Origin of the sequence: Desulfotignum balticum DSM 7044, from assembly GCF_000421285.1 — a bacterium.
GTDB lineage: Bacteria > Desulfobacterota > Desulfobacteria > Desulfobacterales > Desulfobacteraceae > Desulfotignum > Desulfotignum balticum.
Genome location: NZ_ATWO01000001.1, coordinates 2,467,809 through 2,489,191, shown reverse-complemented (window position 1 = coordinate 2,489,191; position 21,383 = coordinate 2,467,809). Strand labels below are relative to the sequence as shown.

Below are 21,383 nucleotides of genomic sequence, written 5' to 3'. Positions count from 1 at the left end.
GGTACGCCTATCCTTATCCTTTGCCTTACATCCAAAATACATGCCAGGACAAAACAAAATTTAACAGGGAACCACCCATCATTGAAAAATGCTTGGACTCACTCGAAAATCAATTACCGATTTAAAGAAATATCGGAGACCTCGTCACAGCAGGCATAGAACAATTCACCAAATGTCCTGTCATCAGTCTCTATCCGATGCTGATACGCCAAAAATATATACCGCAGGAAAACAATCGTGGTGTGGGCCACCAAGGCATCATAGTCGCGGCATTGCAACTCCTTTGCCAACTTCAGATGCAGCTTGTCCACCCTTTAACGTTACCAACGCATTTGCCAGCATCTTTGCCAAATGCCAGATTGTCGTTGGTTGCTATGCCCCTGAAGAAAATTTCCCCCCACAAAAGGCAGGGTGAATATAGCCAAAATCAAGGTGCGCACGCTATGCCCATGTCGTTTTCTAATGCCGCAAGAGATCAACATATTATTTACAATATGTAAAAAATACTGACGGGAACAAATCCAGAAAATTATTAAAAATGACCCCGGTTTCAGCCCTGGTTTCTTCTGAATTCACGGGCAAGCCGAACAATCCATCGTCAAGGAGCCGTTCATGATACCGAAGACAACCCAACTCGGGGATGTCTCTGCATAGCCATCCTTCTCGCTGGATTGGTCAAAACATCTCAAGCATCCCGGATCGGCAGAGTGATGACAAACGCGGCCCCCTGGCCTTCCTTGCTGGAGACATCCAGCCATCCGCCGTGACCGGCAATGATGTTGTAGGAAATGCTCAGTCCCAAGCCCGTGCCGTGGTCCTTGGTGGTGAAAAACGGGTTGAATATTTCAGATTGAATGTTATCGGGAATGCCCGGGCCGTCATCCATGATCCGGATGATGGCCACCTTTTCCAGGGGATGGACAAACCGTTCCTCTTCGCTGATGATGATCCGGCCGTCATGTTTGATGGCTTCGCACGCATTGATGATAATGTTGACAATCACTTCCTTGAGCTGTTCCGGATCGATGCGGGTCGAAGAAAGCGGAACACTGCGGACCAGTTTGATCGATACCCGATAGGATTGGAGCCGCTGCTCCAGCAGGTTCAGGGCACTGTCAACAATCAGTGACGGGCTCATGTCCCGGGTTTTGAGACGGGGGGGTCTGGAGAATTCCAGAAAATTGTCCACGATTTTGTTGATCTGCTGAATTTCGCCTGAAATCACATTAAAATCCTCCTGCTGGGCATCGGTGAATTCGCAGGACCGGTTCAGGGAAAACAACCGCATCTTGACGGATGTCAGGGGATTCCGGATGCTGTGGGCCGTGCCGGCGGCCAGTTTTCCCAAAAGTGCCATTTTTTCCGACTGCAACAGGGTTTCCTGACTTTTTTTCAGATCCTGGTGCACCTGTTCCGTGTTTTTGATCAGCCCGTGAACGCTCAGTTCCAGGGCTGCCACCTCATTGGCCGGCCTTGGAAAATCCCCTTGATTATAGGCTTCTTCCGCAATTTTCCGGATGGGACCCAGAATATGTCGGGCAAAGATATAATTGATCAGAAGTGAGAGAATAATGACGATGATGATGGCCATGAGCGCCATATACCGCAACCGGTTGGATTCTTCCCGGCTGGTTTCAATGGCCGCGGAAATTTTGTTCTTATGAAAGGTCTTGAACTGTTCACACAGGTCCAGGATCTGGGCAAAATTTTCCCGGGTGGTTTCATGAATGGCATAGCCTTTCTGAAATTCTCCGGATATGTAAAGGTCAATGACCCTGTCTTTGGTGGTGATGTAATCGACATATTTGGATTCGATCTGGGCGATGGCCTCTTTTTCCCAGTCTTCTTCCACCAGAGATTTGACGCTGTCCATATGATTTGTGAACGTATCCCGGATCTGATGCAGCCGGTCGATCCAGGCCGGGTTCTTGTCCAGCAGATAGTAGGATACAAATCCCTTGTGTTTGACTAAAGCGGCAGCCAGGCTTTCCGCCGACTGGTACACCACAATGTTTTTGTCGATAATGGTCTGGAAAATTTTTTCCGTCTTGTAGGTGTACCAGATCATCAAGAGCCCGCCGATGACAGTGATGCTCACCAGAATGGCATTGACCATGTAAATTCTGTTTTTAAGGCTCAACAAAAGCATGGGCTTCTCTTTCAATGGATGCCAGATATTTGAAATAAGTGGTCAGATAAAAAGACAGAGGCCGTGAAAAATGTCTGCCTAAAATCCCGTCCACAAACAGCCGGCTGATATGCTGCTCATGGACCAGGATGTGCTGGGACTGAAAAAAGATGGTCCTTTCTTCCGGGGTGAGCCGGGAGACCATGTCCAGTATGGTCATCCGGGCCCGGGGCTGGTACATCCAGAAATAAAACAGATCCAGGGAATGAATGATGACCATGACGGCCAGATCCTTGACTTCCGCATTCCGGCTTGCGAACAGGGCTTCGGGTTTTTCCAGAATTTTAAGTTCTTCGGTTTCCGGAAACAGCATTTCCAGTTTGGCATAGGTGTCGAACAGGTCCGTGAATTTCTTTTTGACATCCCGTTTTCGTAAGTTGAGGTTCTGGAACCGGTCCACGGCTCCTTCAATCACTCCGGCCACCGTGTCTGATGCTGCCTTGGAAATAATGGCGGCCCATTTTTGCAGCACCGCGTCCACACCCGGTACATTGAAAAAAAACAAGATTCCCCCGATGGCCGTGTTAAATGCCAGTGCCACGGGAATGGACAGAATGCTTCTGAAAAAGTTACCCGTGACCATGCCTTTGGGAAGGCCGCGAAAGGCGTTGTGGGCGGACAGGTACAGTCCGTTGACCAGCCCCATGACCGCATACAGGGCCAGGGGGCTGGTATGGGTATTGATGCCCAACGTATTGTCCAGAAGCGTTGTTTTGACCAGCCAGTCCAGCAGGGGCACGGAAAAGCCGGTAAAGAAAAGCGCGTCTGTGAGCCGGTCCCAGCTCACATAATTATTCCATTTGGTCAGCGACGAGCGTTTGAGCCCCCCGCCCCCGAGAACGGATTGCAGAACAACCCTGAAACCGGTAATTCCAAACCAGATAAACGCGCCGAACCAGGCCAGAAACCACCAGTCCTTGGTAAGAAAAAAACAGACAAATGCCGGGATGAACCCCAGGGTGATTTTTAAACTGTTTTTCAATTTGGTGTTCAGGTTTTTCCATATTCTGAACAAAGAGGTTTTCCGGATGCCGGACAGATCTTCTTCCGGCAGAAGACCGTTGGTGTTTTGTTTCTGCATGCCTCCCAACGTGACCACGTTGCCTTTTTTTTTCATATCCAGGGAAAAGGATTCAAAAACCCATTCTTTTTTTTTGACAAACCGGATCTGATCCAGGCCGGGCAGCCACTGGAGAACCGCCAGTATCCACTGAAAAAATCGATGCATTTTTTCAGTGGATACGGCTGTCATCTGTTGGCTGACGCTGATGTTTGCCGGGAGAATCAACCGGTCTTTTTTTTGGGTATGAAGTTGTTTTTGGGCCCGGAAAGGCAGGGTGCTTATGATTCCGAATCCCATGCCGTAAGTCTGGTGAGATTTGCCCGTGGAATCACTGCCGATCCTTGATTTAAGGGGATATGAAGCATACATGTTTTTGAGTGCATCGATATCATATAAAATCGGGTACAGTTTAACCAGCTGCTCCCGGTGATCCGGGGGGGCACTTTTTTCCACCCGGGAAATGATCTGGCGGACTTGGCGTTTCAGTTTCAGAAGACTGTTGCCGTTGATGGCTTTTTGCAGTTCATTGACGGCAAACAAATGGTCCGTTTTTCCGGAAACAAAATTTTTCAGATTGATGATCTCAAGCCGGGTGACCAGGCCTTTGGATTCATACAGGATCTCAAGCACATCTTCCGGTGCCAGGTTGTCCAGCTTGAGGGTGATGCGAAAATCACACAGCAGCTGGCCGATGGATTCAAGAAACTGAATATGGGTCAGTTTCAACCGGTCCGGCAGATCCGGGTCATTTGCGGTAATAAGGGATTCAAAAATATCGGGATGCTGGCCGGGAATCAAATAGGTATCCAGGATCTGTTTGACATTGAATTGATCCATCTGTTCGATCAGGGTGCGGATCCGGACCCGTTCGGTTTCATCTGCCTGATTAAAAATCTCATGCAGTTCCGCCACTCGTTTTTTCATGGCCTCCAGTGCCGTGGCGTGGATAAATTCCGCCAGATGGGGCACGGAAGGCTGTCCGGGAAAGGCAAAATTCAAAAAATCCTCCGGGCACAGAGGCGGCAGGTCAATATCCAGGTGCCGGCACATCTCTTTGAGGTGCTGCTCATTGAAGCGTTGCAACAGATTGAGTACCTGTTTTTCCTGGAATTTCAGCACCTGTTTGCCCTGGGCCATGAACTGCACCACGTGGGGTTCCGCCAGAAAGCACAGAAAGGATTCCGCGTCGGTCAGCCCTCGGGAGACCCAGATGAATGACACATACCCGTCCCGGTACCGGGTCTTGAATTCAATGCCGATGCGCAGGTCGATCTCCATGATCTTTGCCGCTTCAATGAGTTCCAGGGCAAACCTGGGTTCGATATAGTGGTAATAGATGACCCGCAGCCGCCGGATTCCTTTGATCCACGCGTCCATGATCAGATGGGTGGGGGATTTTCGGCCCGAGGTGTTGGCATCGTGGACATGGTCGTCAAACGTGACCTGGTTCCATTCCTCCGGCATTTCCAGGAGATGGTAATGGGCCAGCAGTCTTCGGACCAGTCTGGGTTTACCGAACGCAGCCAGCCGGAAGGTATGGGCCAGGGCCAGCTGGCGGGCATCATTGCCTTTGGCCCGGACCAGCTCTTTCATGATCTGCAGCAGGACCCGGGCCGTGTTTTTGGGCATTGGACCGTCTGCCGTGTCAAGGACTTCAGCTTTCAAGGCTCTCAGGGCTGCCAGGCGGTTTTCAATGGCCCCTCTTTCCATGGATTCCAGCAGGCTGACAATGGCATAAGCCGTATGAAGCCCTTTGGATTCAGCCAGTTCCTTGATGCCCAGGGGATGGAAAAACCGGTAATAGAGTTTCCGGACATACCCCGGCCGGATATCCGCATCATACACGGAATTGACAATCCGAATCAGTTCATGGTCCCGTGAATCAAAAAATATGACATCCAATCGGTTCAAATCCATTTCAGTTACAAAAATCCCGGTGCGGTTGTTTTTCTATCGATCATAGTCCGGCCCACGGATTTAATCAAGATCCAGATCATCGGTTTCGATGATCAATTCATATTCTCCGCCGCCTGCCGCCCGGTTGATGGCAAATCCCAGTTTTCCGCCCAGTTTGAGCATCTGGGTGTTTTCTGAAAGTACCAGCCCCATAACCCGCCGGATGCCCATCTGCCGGGCCGCTTTCAGGCACTGGGTCAAAAGCGAGGAACCGATGCCTTTGCCCTGCCAGTCATCACTGATGGCAATGGCGAATTCCGCCTGGGTTTTATCGGGGAACACAATGATCCGGCAAACCCCGGCCATTTTCTGGTTTTGCTCATTTCCCATCAAAGCCACCAGAGCGATCTCCCGGTCATAATCGATCTGGGTCAGTTTGATGAGCATGTCCCTGGACAATTCTTTCAAAGGGGAGAAAAACCGCATGTATTTGCTTCGGGATGACAGGGAATGAAAATGATCGATCATCAGGTCTGCGTCGCTGGGCCGGATGGGGCGGATAAAAAACGGCTGACCGTCCACGGTTTCCCCCAAAGATTCATACTGCCAGGGGTAGGAGCTGATAATCAGATGCATGGGAGAGGGCACGGATGCCGGTGCAATAAACACCCGGGCATCCACGGCCGTTAAAACCCCGTTTCTCACCATCAACGGATTGATGTCCAGAATTTCAATTTCAGGAAAATCGGTCATCAGTCTTCCCACCCGAATCAGCAGCTCTTCCAGGCGTGCCATATCAATGGGTTGAATGTTTCTGAATCCCTTGAGAACGGATGCGATTTTTGTCTTTCCGATCAAATGGGCGGCAAGCATGCGGTTCAGGGGCGGCAGACCCATGGATATGTCTTTGAACACTTCCGTTAACACGCCGCCCATACCGAAAAGAATCACCGGACCGAAATGGGGATCTTTTTTGGCACCGATGAACAGTTCAAAATCAGCCCGATCCTGCATGGACTGAACAGTGACACCCGTGATGTGTGCACCAGGAAAATGCTGTCTGGCGTTTGCCATAATCTGACTGTAGGCGGTCTTGACATCTTCGGGCGTATTGAGATTCAGGGCTACGCCGCTGCAGTCTGATTTATGGGGGATGTCCCGGGAACAGATTTTCAGCACCACGGGGAATCCCGTCCGGGCCGCCATTTCCAGGGCCGCTTCCCGGGTGTCGGCGATTTTTGTGTCATTAACGGGAATGCCGTATGCCTCCATCAGGGCCTTGGCCGTATTTTCCAGAAGACAGGTGTCTTTTCCCGCCATTGCGTTTTGAATGATTTTACCGGCAATATCCCGGTGAATGATCAGCTTGGTGTCCGTGCGGATAGGGATCTGGGTCAGCCGTTCAATGTTTTTTCCATATTCATACAGGTTTTTGAATGCCCGGACCGCCCGTTCCGCCGAGTCATAGGTGACAATCCCGGCCTGATTGAACACCTGTCTGGCCTTTGCCACATTGTCACCGCCGATCCAGGCGGTGAACACGGGACAAGAAATCGTCTGAAGCTGGGGGATCAGAAGCTCGGCCAGTGCCTGGGTATCCATGGTGCCGGCCGGTGAGCAGATCAGCAGCAGGGCATCGGTTTTCGGATCAGCGGCACAGTGTTTGACCGTATCTATATAAGCGGATGCCGGGGTGTCCCCTAAAATGTCAACGGGATTGCTCCGGCTCCAGTTGTCAGGCAGCAGTGCATCGAGTCGGTCCAGGGTTTCCCGAGACAACGGGGCCGGTTCCATGCCGTAAGATGCCAGGGCATCGGCCGCCATGACTCCGGGGCCGCCGGCATTGGTGATGATGGTCAGGCCGCTTCCTTTGGGCCTTTGCTGTTTTGCCAGAAACTGGGCACCGTCGAACAGCTCTTCAAATTCCGTGACCCTGAGAATGCCGGCCCGCTGGAAGGCCGTGTCATACAGGATGTCTTCTTTGGCCATGGCCCCGGTGTGGGATGCGGCGGCTTTGGCCCCGGCCCTGGATCTTCCGGATTTGAGGACAATGATGGGCTTGATGCGGGACACGGCCCGGGCCGCGCTCATGAAATTCCGGATATGGGTGATGTCTTCCATATACATCACAATACTTGCCACAGATCTCTGGGACCCCAGATAATCGATCATGTCGGCAAAATCCACATCCACCATGGAGCCTAAGCTGACAAAATGGCTGAACCCCACGTTTTCCCGAAGGGCCAGATCCAGCACGGAGGTGCACACGGCACCGCTCTGGGATAAAAATGCCATGTTGCCGGGCATAGGTGTCAGGTGGGCGAAACTGGCATTCAGGGAAACGGCCGTGTTCATGATGCCAAGGCAGTTGGGACCGATGATTCTGAGGTCGGATTTTTGGGCAGCTGCCAGGATCTGTTTTTCAATGGCCTGTCCTTTGGCACCGGACTCCCGTCCGCCGGATGATACCACCACAGCGCCGGCAATGCCTTTTTCCCCGCACGCCGCCACCAGTTCCGGCACCATCTGGATGGGGGTGGCAATCACTGCCATGTCCACGGCTTTTTCAATCTCCTGAACCCGGGACACACAAGGCCGGTCAAACACTTTCCTGTGCCTGGGGTTGACGGGAAACACATCATAGTTTCCTTTGCCGGCGAGCAGGTTTTTCATCATGGCACAGCCCACAGACCCCTTTTTTTCACTGGCCCCGATCACTGCCACGCTTTTGGGTTTGAACAGCCGGTCCAGATGATGCGTACTCATAACAGCACTCCTTGTCTTGGGTATTTGTTTTCAAACCGTTGTTTCAATGTCAGGAACGGACACTCATCACGGGCACAGGCGAGTGCCGGAACAGTTTTTCCGCCACAGACCCAAAAAGAAATTCCTTGAAATTGGTCCGGCCCTTGGGTCCGAACACGAGAAAATCCGCATTTTCTCTTCGGACGATTTCCAGGATTTCCACATGGGGCACCCCATGGCTGATGCGGATTTTCACCGGCATATCATCCATGGCAGGAATGCCTTTGACCAGGGTTCTTAATTTCATTTTCCGCCGGTCCATCTCTTCTCCTAAAAATTTAGCCGGATCAAACTGGTTGGGATGTTCGGCATTGACCGCTTTTTCCATGGCATCCATCTCTTTTTGATTGATGATATTGATCAGAACCATCCGGGCCTGGGTCAGATTCGCCGTTTCCACGGCATACGCCAGTGTGTCCCGGGAATATCCGGAAAAATCGATGGCCACCCCTATTTTTGAGATTTTATCAGGTTGCTTTTTCATTATAGCCTTCCCCCTTGTTTGAATTTTTCAGGATCTCTGACACACACCACCGGCACCTTTGCGTGGCGGAACACTTTTTCCGCCGCGCTGCCGAACAATACCCGTGACAGGTTTCCCCGGCCTTTGTTGGCAATGACGATCAGATCGATGTTTTCATTTTCCGCTGTTTTCAGGATACGCTCATAGGGAATGCCCGTGTCCACCATCAGGTGCATTTTTGACTTGTCATCAAAAAAATGTTCCTTGACCAGCTGTTTCAGCTGGGTATGCCGGTCTTTTTTCCAGTCCTCCACGCAGTCTTCCACGCTCAGCATCACAGGCCCCTGGGTCGGAAAATATCCCACCGCCATTCTGATGCCGTTGATGTCCCGCTGGTTGATCACATTCAGAACAACAATCTGCATGTCCGAAGCAGAGGCCAGTTCCACGGCATAGCTCAATACCATCATGGTGTAATCTGAAAAATCAACGCAGGCCAGGATTTTATTTATTTTTCGGTTCATGGGTCATCTCCTGTAAATCCTTGGTTAAAAAAGTTTCCGGTATCCCCGGGACAGGTCTGCGGCATAATATAATTGTCCGATCTCACTGAATGTCTCCACCAGACTGGAGAAACCATCCGGGTCGATATCAAAGGCATGGAAATACACTTTTCTGTATCCATCTTCAATGTCATCATATGAGGTCAGGATGCTGCACAGACGTCCCCCCTTTGCCCGGACCATGTCCGTGAATTTCTTGATGAGACCGGGCCGGTCCTGGAGTCGGGTGGCAAAGATCTGGCCTGTAGTCGCGACCCCGGTGAAAGAGACAAAACACCGGAATATATCGCTTTTTGTCAAAATCCCTGCCATCTTGTTTGAATGATCCATCACGGGCATGCCGGAAATTCCTTTTTTCAGCATAATCACGGCAGCCTCATCCACGGTGTGATCCTGGGGAATGGTGATGACGGGTTTGGTCATAACGGCGCTCACTTTTATGGAATCCAGCAGTGCCGGCAGTTCGAACCGGTCCAGGGTGGTCGCATCCGAGGGCATGGCTTTTTTCAGGTCTCCGTCCGTAACAATGCCGGCCAGGTCATTGTTTTTGATCACCGGGACCATGGAAATCACCCGGGTTCGAAACAGTTTGGCCGCATCATTTAATGATTCGTCATGGTTGATGGTAATGACGGGTTTGCTCATCCATTCTTTTATCAACATGGTTTGCCTCCTTATGGGTTACGTTGATATCCATAGGAGCAAAAGGTATGCCAGTGGATGGATTTGATGCAATACTCTGAAATTATGAAGAATTTTAATATTTTTTATAAAAAAGGAATCAGAACACACCCGGTGGATCAACCGATTTTTTTTCAATGTGAGAAAAAATCTGACACCTGCAGATCTGACACATTGGAGAAAGAAACAAAAAAATAGTCGGGTCAGTCGGAAATCCGGGTCTGCATCCGGATATTGTATTTTTCAATTTTGGCATGAAGGGTAGGGCGGGACATGCCCAGCAGCTTGGCCGCCTGGGTGCGGTTTCCATCCGTGGATACCAGCGCTTCTGAAATGACAATGCCTGAAATGATATCCACAAAATCGTCAAACCCGTAAGAATTCGATTCACCGGCCATATTCTGTCTGACCCACTGTCGGATGGTATCAAGGGAAATGTCATGGGTGTGGTTGTTTTCATGACGGTGATGAATGATCTGGACCAGGTCAGATGCGGCAATGGGAGCCCCGCGGTTGAAAATCAACACTTTCTGGATCAGGTTCCCCAGCTCTCTGACATTTCCCGGCCATTCATAGTCGTTTAAAAGCGTCAGCGCTTCATCATGAATTCCGGGGTTGTCCATTTTCAACTCATGGGAAAGTTTCTGCAGATAATAGGCAATCAGTCCGGGAATGTCGTCTTTGCGATCCCGCAAAGGGGGCAGTTCAATGGTGACGACCTTGAGCCGAAAATACAGGTCTTCTCGGAATTTGTTATTTTCAATGGCCTGTTCCAGGTTCTGATGGGTGGCGGCGATGATCCGGACATCCACGGGAATGGTTTCTTCACCGCCTAAACGCTCAATGCTTTTTTCCTGGAGCAGCCGCAGGATTTTGGCCTGGATGCTTAAAGGCATGTCTCCGATTTCATCCAGAAACACGGTGCCCCCGTTGGCTTGTTCTATTTTCCCAATGTGCTTCTGGGAGGCACCCGTGAACGCCCCTTTTTCATATCCGAACAATTCGCTTTCCAGCAGGGTTTCCGGTATGGCCACGCAATTGATGATCAGAAACGGTTTGTCCGCCCGGGCGCCATGCTGGTAAACGGCCCGTGCCACCAGTTCCTTGCCCGTGCCGGATTCGCCCCGGATCAGAATGGTGGCATCGGTCTGGGCCACCCGGCCGATGGCTTTATACACGGTCTGCATGGCCCGGCTCTGGCCGATGATGGCATCTCCGGATTGATTGTCAGGCAACGCATCCACGGCAACCGGGGATTTCATGAAATACCCGGCATCGATGGCTTGGGTGATGAGATTCAGCATTTCAGGAATCTCAAAGGGCTTGAGCACATAGTCATAGGCCCCCATTTTGGTGGCTTCGATGGCGGTTTCCGTGGTGCCGAAAGCCGTGACAATGATCACCGGCAGCTTAGGATCCTTTTTTTTGATCTGTTTGAAGGTTTCCATGCCGTCCATGCCCGGCAGCCGCATGTCCAGAATCACCAGATCCAGGGGCTGCTGGGTTATGATGTCAACACCGGCCTCTCCCGAGGCCGCCCCCAGCACGGAATAGTTTTCTTCTCTCAACAGCTTGCAGAAGCTGATGCGCAACTGATCATCGTCATCTATCACCAGAATGGTATTCATTAGACCTGTCCTGTCACTGGCTATGGCCGAGTATTGCCTGAAAAAATCGTTCTCCGGCTGGTCAGATATACCACGGACGACCCGCCGGTTCAATACATATGCGCGTTTGTCCTGTCAAAAGGGATGCCATGGCAAAGATCAATGCCCGTGCGGCGGATGGCCGGAGTCATTGGATTATTTTTCGGGAACCGAATTTTTGTTCAAACGCACAGGCCACAATTTTTGCCGCTTCTGACGCACCGGTAAGATGATCCCTGTTGATGACCAGATCAATCCCGTCCAGGTCGGTTTCATCTTTCTGATAAATGGTTTTGAAAAACTGCCGCTGTTCTTTGTCACACCTTTCCAGGTGGGCCTGGGCCTCGGTTTCTTCAATGTCTAAAATATTTGCCACGCGCTTGACCCGGTATCTGGTGCTGCAAACGATCCTGACAGATAAAGTCAGGTCCCGGGGAAGGATCAGATAGGTGCCTCTTCCCACAAAGATCGTGGGCTCCATGGAAGCCATGGCCGTGACGGTTTTTGTCAGTTGTCTGGCATAATCACTTTTAATGAATGTCTTTTCACTGGTGAGCATGGCAAACAATTCACTCATGCGGCCTGGATAGCGTTCGTCGAACAGCTCGATGAGCTTCATGGACAGACTGGTATCCTGTGCCATATGCTCCATGATCTGCCGGTCAACCACCCGGTACGCAATGATCCGGGACAATTCATCTGCGATTTCCAGAGCGCCGACACCGATCTGCCGTGAAAAACAGATGCAGGGGAGCACTTTTGCTCGCGCTGTTTCCTTTTTTTTGCGTGCTTCTTTTTGTGCCCAGGTTTTAAAATACGTTTCCACCCATTGATCCGGGGTCTGGCGCTTTTTCCCATAAAATCCCGGCTGATACCCGGTTGGTTTTGTTTTTTCCCCCATAATACATCCCCTTTTATAATGAATATTGTTTAGAGAGCCCGGGTTTTCCTGTTTTTTGCAAACAGCAGAATTTTATTCTGCAACGGTCAAAAGGTTGTTGGCGGTACCGAAACAGTTTTGGCAGATCCGGGGATTGACCGGGTCCATCTGCCATTTGCCATCCACAACAAATTTATATTCATAGGTGTCGGGAGAAAGCATCAATCTGGTTTCCCAGGCCCCGTTTCTGCTTTTTTTCAACACATGTTTCTCAGGATTCCACTGGTTGAAGTCGCCGGCCAGCAACACAGTTTCAGCCTGGGGGGCATGCAATGCGAATGCAATTTTTTTTCGACGTTTTTTTTGTTTTTTCTCGCTCATCTGGAACCTCCTTTGCAAGGTAATTATGTCGTTGTGTCATGGCAATAGCGCTGACTATGGACTTAGGAGCAATTTGCATGCCAGTTTTTACAAGGTATTTTCCCTCATTGGAAAGCGGCTGGATGCCGGAATTGATCCGGAAAAGATCCGTCGTATGTTTAAAAAATGAGTCAGTGTTTTTATCAGGTTGTAAAAAAAACTGACACAAAGAAATGATATATCATTTGTCTTTGACAAGAAAACAGTTGATACAATAAGAATGAACTAAAATGGATGAAATTAAGTTATAATGCGGATAAAAATGATAACCATTTATCTGGAACAGGATAACCTGTGGCTGAAATACTGAATAAAAGAAATCATGGGCCGGCATACTATGCAGACTTCAGGTTGAAGATCGCCCTTCGCATTGTCATTGTTTCTTTGGCGCCACTGGTGCTGGTAACCGGCATTATCCTTTACCAGTTCCATGTGTATGCCAACCAGATGGTGCATGCCCATCTGGATCAGCTGGTACTCAAGCACCGGCAGAAAATTGATGATTTTTTGAAGCAGAAACTCAGTGATATCAGTTATCTGTCCAAAAGCTATCAATTCTCCCAGCTTAAAGAAAAGCCGTTCCTCCAGCAGCGGCTGCGGGCCCTTCAGGTGGATTACAGCTATGTGTTTGTGGATCTGGGGGTCATCGATGACAATGGCCGTCAAGTGTCCTATGCCGGTCCGTTTGATCTGGATCAGGCGGATTACAGTGATTCGGAATGGTTTCACAAAGCCCGGGCCAGGGATACCTATATCAGCGATGTGTTCCTGGGCATGCGGGGACAACCTCACTTCATTGTGGCGGTCAAACGGGAATGGCAGGGCCGGATGTGGCTGGTTCGGGCCACCATTGATTTCATGGCTTTCAATACCCTGGTGGAAGATTTCACCATGGGCAAAACCGGCACTGCGTTTATCCTGAACCGCCAGGGTGAGTTTCAGACCCGGGCTCCCAAAGGTACACTCAAGCTGACCCTGCAGCAGTATAAAAATTTGTTTAAAATGGGAGAAGATGCCCGGGGAAATAAAACCGGAGACCATATTATCGCTCCGTCCGTATTGGGCCAGAACGATCTGTTTCAGATTGCCCGGGAATATGAACCCAAAATAGACCGGTATACGGCCAGCCCCCCCCATAAATACACCACGTTCACCGTTGAAAAAAAAGGAGAAGACAGCACCCGGTGTCTGGTGGTCGCTGCGTTTCTCAAAAATGACGACTGGCTTTTGATTTTTCAGCAGGAGAAAAAAGATGCCTTTGCCAAGCTCAATGAAACCCAGCTCATCGCTGTATTTATTACGTTTGCTGGCGCCCTGCTCATCATTTTTATGGCATTTTTTATATCCGGACAACTGGTGAAGCGCATTGCACGGCTGGATTCTGAAAAAGAGGTGATGAACCAGCAGATCGTGGAAACCGGTAAGCTGGCCTCTATCGGGGAGCTGGCTGCCGGCATTGCCCATGAAATCAACAATCCCGTGGCCATTATGGTGGAAGAAGCCGGCTGGATCCAGGACCTGCTCAGTGAGGGGATTGACAAAGGGGACAATTTTGAGGAATTCAAACGGGCACTAAATCAGATTCAAACCCAGGGGCACCGGTGCAAAGGCATCACCCATAAACTGCTCAGCTTTGCCAGAAAAACCGATTCCCGGGTGGAAACCCTTCAGATCAACGAGTTTGTGACGGAAGTGGTGGATCTGTTATCCCAGAAATTCAAATATGCCAATATCAATGTGGATGTGCAACTGAATTCTAAACTACCGACTATTCAGGCGTCTGCCACGGAAATTCAGCAGGTGCTCATGAACATATTGCAGAACGCGGTATATGCCATGGAGAAAACCGGAGGCAAAATTATCATCATGACCGGGATGGATGACCAGCATCTTTCAGTATCAATCAAAGATACCGGTCCCGGGATTCCTTCGGATAATCTGGCAAGAATATTTGATCCGTTTTTCACCACCCGGCCGGTGGGGAAGGGGACCGGTCTGGGCCTTTCCATCTGCTATGGGATCATCAATAAAATGGGGGGCCGGATCGATGTGGAGAGCAAAGTGGACGAGGGAACAATGTTTACAATTGTGCTGCCGTTGAAAAACCCAGCACCAATATTTAAGGAGAATATATAACCATGGCCATTGCAAACATTTTACTTGTGGATGATGAAGTGCCGTTCGTAGACACCATGATCAAACGTTTGACCAAGCGGAACATGGATGTTCTGCCGGCATACGGCGGTGAAGACGCGTTGAAAAAGCTGGCGGAAAACAAACGGGTGGAAGTGGTGATTCTGGATGTCAAGATGCCGGGTATGGACGGACTTGAGACACTCAAGGAGATCAAAAAAGAGTTTCCATTGGTGGAAGTGATCATGCTGACCGGGCATGCAACGGTTGAATCCGCCATCGATGGGATGAAACTGGGCGCGTTTGATTATCTGATGAAGCCCAGCGATATTGATCTTCTGGTGGAAAAAGTGACGGAAGCGGCTGCAAAAAAGCGCCGGCATGAAGAAAAAATCATTGAAGCACAGATGCGGAAGATTACCACCCGGGGTCGCTGATCATCCATGCAACCCCTGCATTGACAACGCAATTTTTATATCCGCCCCCATCCGGCCTACTAAAATGATGTATGCCGGGTGGGGCAGGGTTTTATGGTTCAGATTTTGATTTTTTTTCAAATGCTTCCTGGATTTTATCAACCAGCGTATCAAATTCACAGGGCTTCATGAGATAGTCAAATGCGCCCAGTGCAAGGCCCTGATCACAGGCGGCGGCTGAGCCGTGTCCCGTGAGCATGATTACCTGAAGGGTGGGGTCCACCTGTTTGGCGATTTTCAGCACCTCGATGCCGTCCATATCCGGCATTTTAAGGTCCAGAACCGCCACATCAAATTGCCGGGTGCGTAACACCAGCAACGCCTCCGGGCTGGTGTACGCCTTTGTAACGTCAAACCCCCGTTTGCCGAGCCGGTTGGCAAGGACATCCGCGTAAGCGGTTTCATCATCCACCAGCAGGACCCGGATTTTGACCTTCGGGTGGGTGTCTGGTTTGTTTTTGGATTCGGTGTATTTTTTTTCTTCTGTCATATCTGGAACATGCCTGCCTTATTTTTTAACCGGTAAGGTAATGGTGAATGTGGTGCCTTTGTTGACTTCGCTTTCAACGGAAATCAATCCCCCCAGGCCGGTGATAATTCCCCAGGAAACATAAAGGCCCATACCTGTGCCCTGATCCGCCTCTTTGGTGGTGAAAAAAGGCTCGAAAATCCGGGAAATATTTTCCTTTGAAATGCCGCAACCCGTGTCCTTGACAATGATTTTTGCTTCTTCCATAGAAGCGTTCAGGCTGACAATTATCCGCCCGCCTTGCTCCGTGGCCTGGATGGAATTGGACAACAGATTGAGCAGTACCTGAAGCAGCTGCAAAGGATCGGTCCAGGAAAAGAGACAGGGTTCTCTGGTTTCCAGGTGGATGGCAATATTTTTGAGGGCCGCCTCGGGTTCCACCAGGGTGATGGCTTCTTCAGACAGTTTTTTGAGGTCCACCTCCACAAAGGTGGAAGGATCCGCCATTTCCGTTGTCTGGGTTTTAACGGCCTGGAGCAGCTGCTGGGTGATCTTTCCCGCCCGTTTGACAGCTTTGTTGATACGTTCCAGCCCTTTATTGAAATCATCCCTGCGGGGTATGCCCTGCATGTCCGGTTTTTCCAGAATCTGCTGAAGCCATCCGGCCGAGTCCTGGATCACGGCCAAGGGGTTGTTGATTTCATGGGCCACGCCGCTGGCCATGGTACCCAGTGCCACCAGCCGTTCCGCCACCACCATCTGCTGCTTGATCTGTTCTTTAAAGGCCGCCTCTTTTTTTTCAGCCAGAATCCGCTGAATTTTATGGAAGGCCTGCTTGATCTTACGAACCAGATGCTCCAGTTCAATGGGTTTGCTCAGATAATCAAAGGCACCTGATTTAATTCCTTCCACGCCGCCGTGGATGTCTGCATGGCCGGTCAGCATGATCACCTCAAGCAGGTCGTGTTTTTCCTTGATCCGTTTGAGGCATTCAATGCCGTCCATGCCCGGCATTTTGACATCCATGATAACGACATCCACTGGTGCGTCTTCCAGCATCTGGAGCGCTTTTTCCCCCCCGTCCGTTTCCCGGACGTTGATGCCCCGCCGTTTCAGGCGTTTGGCAATAATCTGCCGGAAATCATTCTCATCATCCACCAGCAGAATGTTGATATCTTCGGTCACATCGGGTTGATCCACCATAGACCTCTTTTTATGTTCATATTTTGCTCTGGCGCAGCAGTATGGCAGCTTCTGCCTTCTGAATCCGTTCCATCTGTTCTTTTCTGCGTTCTTTTGCCTTGGTGAGTTTTTCCGTCAACTCTTTGAAATCCGCCGGTTTGAGCAGAAAATCAAACGCGCCCAGCTTCATGCCTTCAACTGCCGACTGAATGGTGCCGTGTCCGGTGAGCAGGATCACTTCCACCAGCGGATGGCGCTTCTTGATTTGCTTCAGGGTCTCAATGCCGTCCATGCCCGGCATTTTAACATCCAGAATGATGACATCCACCTGGGTTTTTTCCAGGGTGTCCAGACATTCCTGTCCATTATAAGCGGCGATGACGTTTTCCTCGTTTTCCTTGAGCCGTAAACTCAGCATTTCAACAAAATCTTTTTCATCATCAACCAGCATGATTTTACTTGTTGTTTTAAACACGGTAATCTCCTGTTCCTGAATTGTTGGATAGTCAACTACCCATCCGGGCAGGATGGTCATTATCATACCCTGCCCGTGAATGGATAGAAAGTTTTTTTGTTAAAAATGATGGCAGTCATTTTTTATCAAGTTATTTGACAAACCCGATCAAAGGCCAGTATATCAGCATGCTTGCCACACAGACCACCAGCAGGAGCAGACACCAGGGCACGGCCACTTTGATGAAGTCTTTCTGGGAAAAATATCCGGTGCTGTAAGCAATAATGGTGGGCGGGCATCCGATGACCAGCATGATAAACGAGGTGGTCATGGGTGCCATCATGGCAACGGACTGGGGCGACATCTCCATCATTTCCGCCATGGGCAGAGTGATGGGCAGCATCAACGCCACGGCCGCTGAGTTGGACATCAGGCTGGAAAGAAACGAGCCGAAAAATCCCATGCCATAATACACCACCACCATGGGTTTTCCTTCCAGAAGAGGCAGACACACCTCTGCCAGGTAACGTCCGGCCCCGCTGTCCAGCATGGCTACCCCCAAAGAGACCCCGGCCCCGAACACGATCCAGGATTCCCAGGGAAATTTGTCACAGATGGTTCTGAAGGTGATCCATCCGGGTCCGCAGAATCCCAGAATGGCAAAGGCGGCCGGTACACTGTAATGCCAGCCGGTCAGATCCCCCATGAACCAGAGGATGAAGGTGAAAACAAACACCACCAGCACACCGGTCTCCGCTGTTTTCATGGGACCCGGATCTGTCAGTTCCACCCCTTCCAGCTCCTTTTCCTGAGGCCGGATCAATACCCATAAAATGGCCCAGGTGGCCACGGCCGTGAGGATGCAGATGGGAAACTGGATGATGATGTATTTCAAAAATCCGATGGTAAGGGTCCCTTCACTGAATTTGTTCAGAATTTCCAGGGCCAGGGGGTTGCGCCCGCCGCCCAGCAGGGTGCCGAATCCACCGGCTGAAGACGACAGAGGAATCAGCAGCATGAAAAACAGGGGCAACCGGTGTCCCTGGCCCGGCTGCATGCCCATGCTCATGAACACGGGCACGAACGCAAACACCATGATCACGGTGATGGTGGCATCATGGAACACGGTGGAGGTCAGGGTGCAGCCGATCGCCAGAATCAGGCTCAGACGCTTGACCCGGGTGCCGGCGAACTTGAGCAGGTTGTACATGATGCGGTTGGCCAGTCCCACTTCATTGAGTACCACCCCGAACATGATGATCATGAGTACGAACATGACGGCCGGACTGGCAAAAGGGGCCCACGCAGACTGGGCCGGCTGGATTTTGAGAAAAATCAGGCCGGCCCCGGATAACAGGGCCGTGGCCCCGATGGGAACCGCCTCACTGACCCACAAAAAAACCACCACGGCCAGCAGCCCCAGAAGGCGCTGTCCTTCCGGAGTCAGGTTTTCCGGCCGGGGCAGCAGCATGACCCCGATCCCTAAGACCAGCGCCACAGCCACTTTAATTATAATGGACCGGAGGGTTGCCGGTTCCTTAACACTTTCAATGTCAGCCATAGTATGGGTTTTCCTTTATACTTTGGTTATTCAATGTCAATTCTGACGGGTTTTTACAGCCATGTTGAACAAACAATCAAAGCAAACACTATTTTTACAGCTGATCCTTTTGGGATTTCCGGATGGTAAAACACCGGGCGGTTTTCCGGTTCGTTATATAAATCCGATCAGGGGCCAGTATACCAGCATACTGATCACACAGACCACCAGGAGAACCAGGCACCAGGGAATGGCAATTTTCATGAAATCCACCTGGGAAAAATATCCCGTGCTGTAGGCAATGATGGTAGGCGGACACCCGATGACCAGCATAATGAACGAGGTGGTCATGGGTGCCATCATGGCCACGGATTTCGGAGACATCTCCATCAGCTCCGCCATGGGCAGGGTGATGGGCAGCATCAATGCCACGGCCGCCGAGTTGGACATCAGGCTGGACAAAAACGAGCCGAAAAAGCTCATGCCGTAATACACCACAAATTCCGGCTTGCCGTCCAGAAGGGGCAGGCATACCTCTGCCAGGTAACGTCCGGCCCCGCTGTCCAGCATGGCCACCCCTAAAGAAACCCCGGCCCCGAATACGATCCAGGATTCCCAGGGAAACTTGTCACAAATGGTTCTGAAGGAAATCCATCCGGGGCCGCAGAATCCCAGAATGGCAAAGGCGGCCGGGACACTGTAGTGCCATCCGGTCAGGTCTCCCATAAACCAGAGCACAAAGGTGATGATAAAAACCACCAGAACACCGATTTCCGCCCCTTTCATGGGGCCGGGATCTGCCAGCTCCACCCCTTCCAGCTCTTTTTCTTCAGGCCTAAGCAGTACCCATAACACGGCCCAGGTGGTCACGGCGGTTATCACACAGATGGGAAACTGGATGAAGATATATTCCAGAAAGCCCACAGATATGGTGCCGCCGCTGAATTTGTTCAGCACTTCCAAAGCCAGGGGGTTTCGCCCGCCACCCAGAAGGGTGCCGAATCCGCCGGCAGAGGCCGACAGAGGGATCAGCAGCATGAAAAACATGGGCAGGCGGTGTCCCTGGCCCGGTTTCAGGCCCATGCTCATGAACACGGGTACAAAGGCAAATACCATGATCACGGTGATGGTGGCATCATGGAACACGGATGAGGTGATGGTGCACCCGACGGCCAGAATCAGGCTCAGCCGCTTGATACGCGTGCCCGCGAACTTGAGCAGGTTGTACATGATGCGGTTGGCCAGGCCCACTTCATTGAGCACCACCCCGAACATGATGATCATGAGCACGAACATGACGGCCGGGCTGGCAAAGGGGGCCCAAGCCGCCTGGGCCGGCTGGATGTTCAGAAAAATCAGTCCGGCCCCGGCCAGCAGGGCAGTGGCCCCGATGGGGACTGCTTCGCTCACCCATAGAAAAACGACAAAGGTCAACAAAGCCAGAAGCCGATGGCCTTCCGGGGTCAGGGTTTCCGGTCGGGGCAGCAGCATGATCAGAATGCCTAAGGCCAGGGAAATGATAAATTTTATAATGATCGACTTGGTGCTTGCCGGTTCTTCCAGAGATTCAACGTCAGCCATAACACAATTACTCCAAATACGTTTTTAGGATTATCGTTCATGTTATCATGATGAAACGATCCTTAAGATTAAAATGATCACATATTTTAAATACTGGACTGTTTGAACGCTTCGGCCAGCCGGATTTTTTCCTCTATTTCCAGGTGCCGGGCAAAGGCCTGTTCCGCTTTTGCAATCAGATCATCCACGCTGGTGGGTTTCTGAAGGTAATCCGTGGCCCCGGATTTCAATCCTTCCACGGCCGAGTCTGCCGTGGCATGGCCTGTGAGCATGATCACCTCGATTCTGGGATACCGGTGTTTGATTTTCTTCAGGGTTTCCACCCCGTCCATGCCCGGCATTTTGACATCCAGAATCACGACGTGCACGAGTTCCTGTACCAGTTTTTCCAGACATTCTTCACCACTGACCGCAGTGAGCACATCATACCCTTTCTTGCGGATCATTTTGCCGGTGGTCTGAAGAAACCGTTCTTCATCATCCACCAGCATGAGCCGCATCTTGATCATGGTTACCATTTTAATCTCCTTTGTAATGATAAGAGAATTATCCTTTCATTGATCATCCGCCCTCATTCATGTCTGAATGACCGGATGTGTATGTCTTCAGTTATGTTTAACTTCGTATTGAAATTTTGATATTTGCAACTTTTATACCCAAAAGCAGTTAATGGCGTTTGTTCATCATTTCGTTTTATTGATGAACCGGTAATACAGCAATATCCGGTTTTCAAAGAGGTCTGAAACAGAGCCGATTTTTCCGGCCTGTTTTGAAAAATTTATCAATGCGTAAAAATAGCTGACAACCTGTCCGGACATATTCCGGTAAAAATGCCTGTTTTCCAGAGAGACACCGGATGAAAATGAAATGGCATGTTAATTGCTGATTCGCTCATTAACTGGAACCCTTTTTAAGGGACAATGAGTCTAAAAATATAAGGAGA

The 21,383-nt window shown here is 50.5% G+C and carries 17 protein-coding genes; 2 read left to right on the top strand and 15 right to left on the bottom strand.

Translation table 11 applies throughout. The annotated features are described in order from the left end of the window. Positions 1 to 685: 685 nt before the first annotated feature. The 9 genes from K365_RS0112440 to K365_RS0112395 all read right to left on the bottom strand — a co-directional run bounded on the left by K365_RS0112440 (position 686) and on the right by K365_RS0112395 (position 12,566). Entirely contained in the window at positions 686 to 2,149 is a 1,464-nt protein-coding gene (locus K365_RS0112440) for an ATP-binding protein (protein ID WP_024334816.1), read from the bottom strand. Next, positions 2,130 to 5,153 carry a hypothetical protein gene (locus K365_RS0112435; protein ID WP_245569169.1) on the bottom strand — a complete coding sequence of 1,008 codons (3,024 nt, stop codon included), beginning with the start codon at positions 5,151 to 5,153 and terminating at the stop codon, positions 2,130 to 2,132. Before K365_RS0112435 ends, K365_RS0112440 begins: the two co-directional genes overlap by 20 nt. Positions 5,154 to 5,228: 75 nt before the next feature. Next, entirely contained in the window at positions 5,229 to 7,913 is a 2,685-nt protein-coding gene (locus K365_RS0112430; RefSeq protein WP_024334814.1) for a bifunctional acetate--CoA ligase family protein/GNAT family N-acetyltransferase, read from the bottom strand. Between the two features lie 49 nt (positions 7,914 to 7,962). Next, positions 7,963 to 8,436, bottom strand: coding sequence for a universal stress protein (locus K365_RS0112425; RefSeq protein ID WP_024334813.1), 474 nt, complete (start codon positions 8,434 to 8,436; stop codon positions 7,963 to 7,965). Next, positions 8,436 to 8,939: a universal stress protein gene (locus tag K365_RS0112420; RefSeq protein WP_024334812.1), complete on the bottom strand. Its 504-nt coding sequence runs from the start codon at positions 8,937 to 8,939 to the stop codon at positions 8,436 to 8,438. The genes K365_RS0112425 and K365_RS0112420 overlap by 1 nt, the downstream gene beginning before the upstream one ends. A 24-nt stretch (positions 8,940 to 8,963) precedes the next feature. Then, a complete protein-coding gene (locus tag K365_RS0112415; protein ID WP_024334811.1) occupies positions 8,964 to 9,641 on the bottom strand; it encodes a CBS and ACT domain-containing protein in 678 nt (225 codons plus the stop codon). A 221-nt stretch (positions 9,642 to 9,862) separates the two neighbouring features. Next, entirely contained in the window at positions 9,863 to 11,287 is a 1,425-nt protein-coding gene (locus K365_RS0112405) for a sigma-54-dependent transcriptional regulator (RefSeq protein ID WP_024334810.1), read from the bottom strand. 166 nt (positions 11,288 to 11,453) lie between these two features. Then, positions 11,454 to 12,206 carry a cytidylate kinase-like family protein gene (locus K365_RS0112400; protein WP_024334809.1) on the bottom strand — a complete coding sequence of 251 codons (753 nt, stop codon included), beginning with the start codon at positions 12,204 to 12,206 and terminating at the stop codon, positions 11,454 to 11,456. Positions 12,207 to 12,278: 72 nt separating this feature from the next. Then, the gene (locus K365_RS0112395; protein WP_024334808.1) at positions 12,279 to 12,566 is read right to left on the bottom strand and encodes a glycogen-binding domain-containing protein; all 288 of its coding nucleotides are present in this window, start codon (positions 12,564 to 12,566) and stop codon (positions 12,279 to 12,281) included. Positions 12,567 to 12,899: 333 nt separating this feature from the next. On the opposite strand from K365_RS0112395, the gene K365_RS0112385 reads away from it, so the two are divergent. Both K365_RS0112385 and K365_RS0112380 read left to right on the top strand, forming a co-directional pair. Further along, positions 12,900 to 14,741 (top strand): sensor histidine kinase, encoded by a 1,842-nt coding sequence (locus tag K365_RS0112385; protein WP_024334807.1) that lies wholly within the window; start codon positions 12,900 to 12,902, stop codon positions 14,739 to 14,741. 2 nt (positions 14,742 to 14,743) lie between these two features. Then, a complete protein-coding gene (locus K365_RS0112380) occupies positions 14,744 to 15,175 on the top strand; it encodes a response regulator (protein ID WP_024334806.1) in 432 nt (143 codons plus the stop codon). Between the two features lie 91 nt (positions 15,176 to 15,266). On the opposite strand, the gene K365_RS0112370 is transcribed toward K365_RS0112380, so the two are convergent. From K365_RS0112370 to K365_RS0112345, 6 genes are all read right to left on the bottom strand, one after another. Continuing rightward, positions 15,267 to 15,704: a response regulator gene (locus K365_RS0112370; RefSeq protein ID WP_024334805.1), complete on the bottom strand. Its 438-nt coding sequence runs from the start codon at positions 15,702 to 15,704 to the stop codon at positions 15,267 to 15,269. A gap of 18 nt (positions 15,705 to 15,722) precedes the next feature. After that, entirely contained in the window at positions 15,723 to 16,886 is a 1,164-nt protein-coding gene (locus tag K365_RS0112365; protein WP_024334804.1) for a sensor histidine kinase, read from the bottom strand. A 16-nt stretch (positions 16,887 to 16,902) separates the two neighbouring features. Then, positions 16,903 to 17,340: a response regulator gene (locus K365_RS0112360; RefSeq protein WP_024334803.1), complete on the bottom strand. Its 438-nt coding sequence runs from the start codon at positions 17,338 to 17,340 to the stop codon at positions 16,903 to 16,905. A gap of 130 nt (positions 17,341 to 17,470) precedes the next feature. Continuing rightward, positions 17,471 to 18,880: an SLC13 family permease gene (locus K365_RS0112355; RefSeq protein ID WP_024334802.1), complete on the bottom strand. Its 1,410-nt coding sequence runs from the start codon at positions 18,878 to 18,880 to the stop codon at positions 17,471 to 17,473. Positions 18,881 to 19,033: 153 nt separating this feature from the next. Further along, positions 19,034 to 20,440, bottom strand: a complete 1,407-nt coding sequence (locus K365_RS0112350) for an SLC13 family permease (protein WP_024334801.1) — start codon at positions 20,438 to 20,440, stop codon at positions 19,034 to 19,036. A gap of 86 nt (positions 20,441 to 20,526) precedes the next feature. Then, on the bottom strand, positions 20,527 to 20,949 hold the full coding sequence (locus tag K365_RS0112345) for a response regulator (RefSeq protein WP_024334800.1): 423 nt from the start codon (positions 20,947 to 20,949) through the stop codon (positions 20,527 to 20,529). Positions 20,950 to 21,383 lie beyond the last annotated feature (434 nt).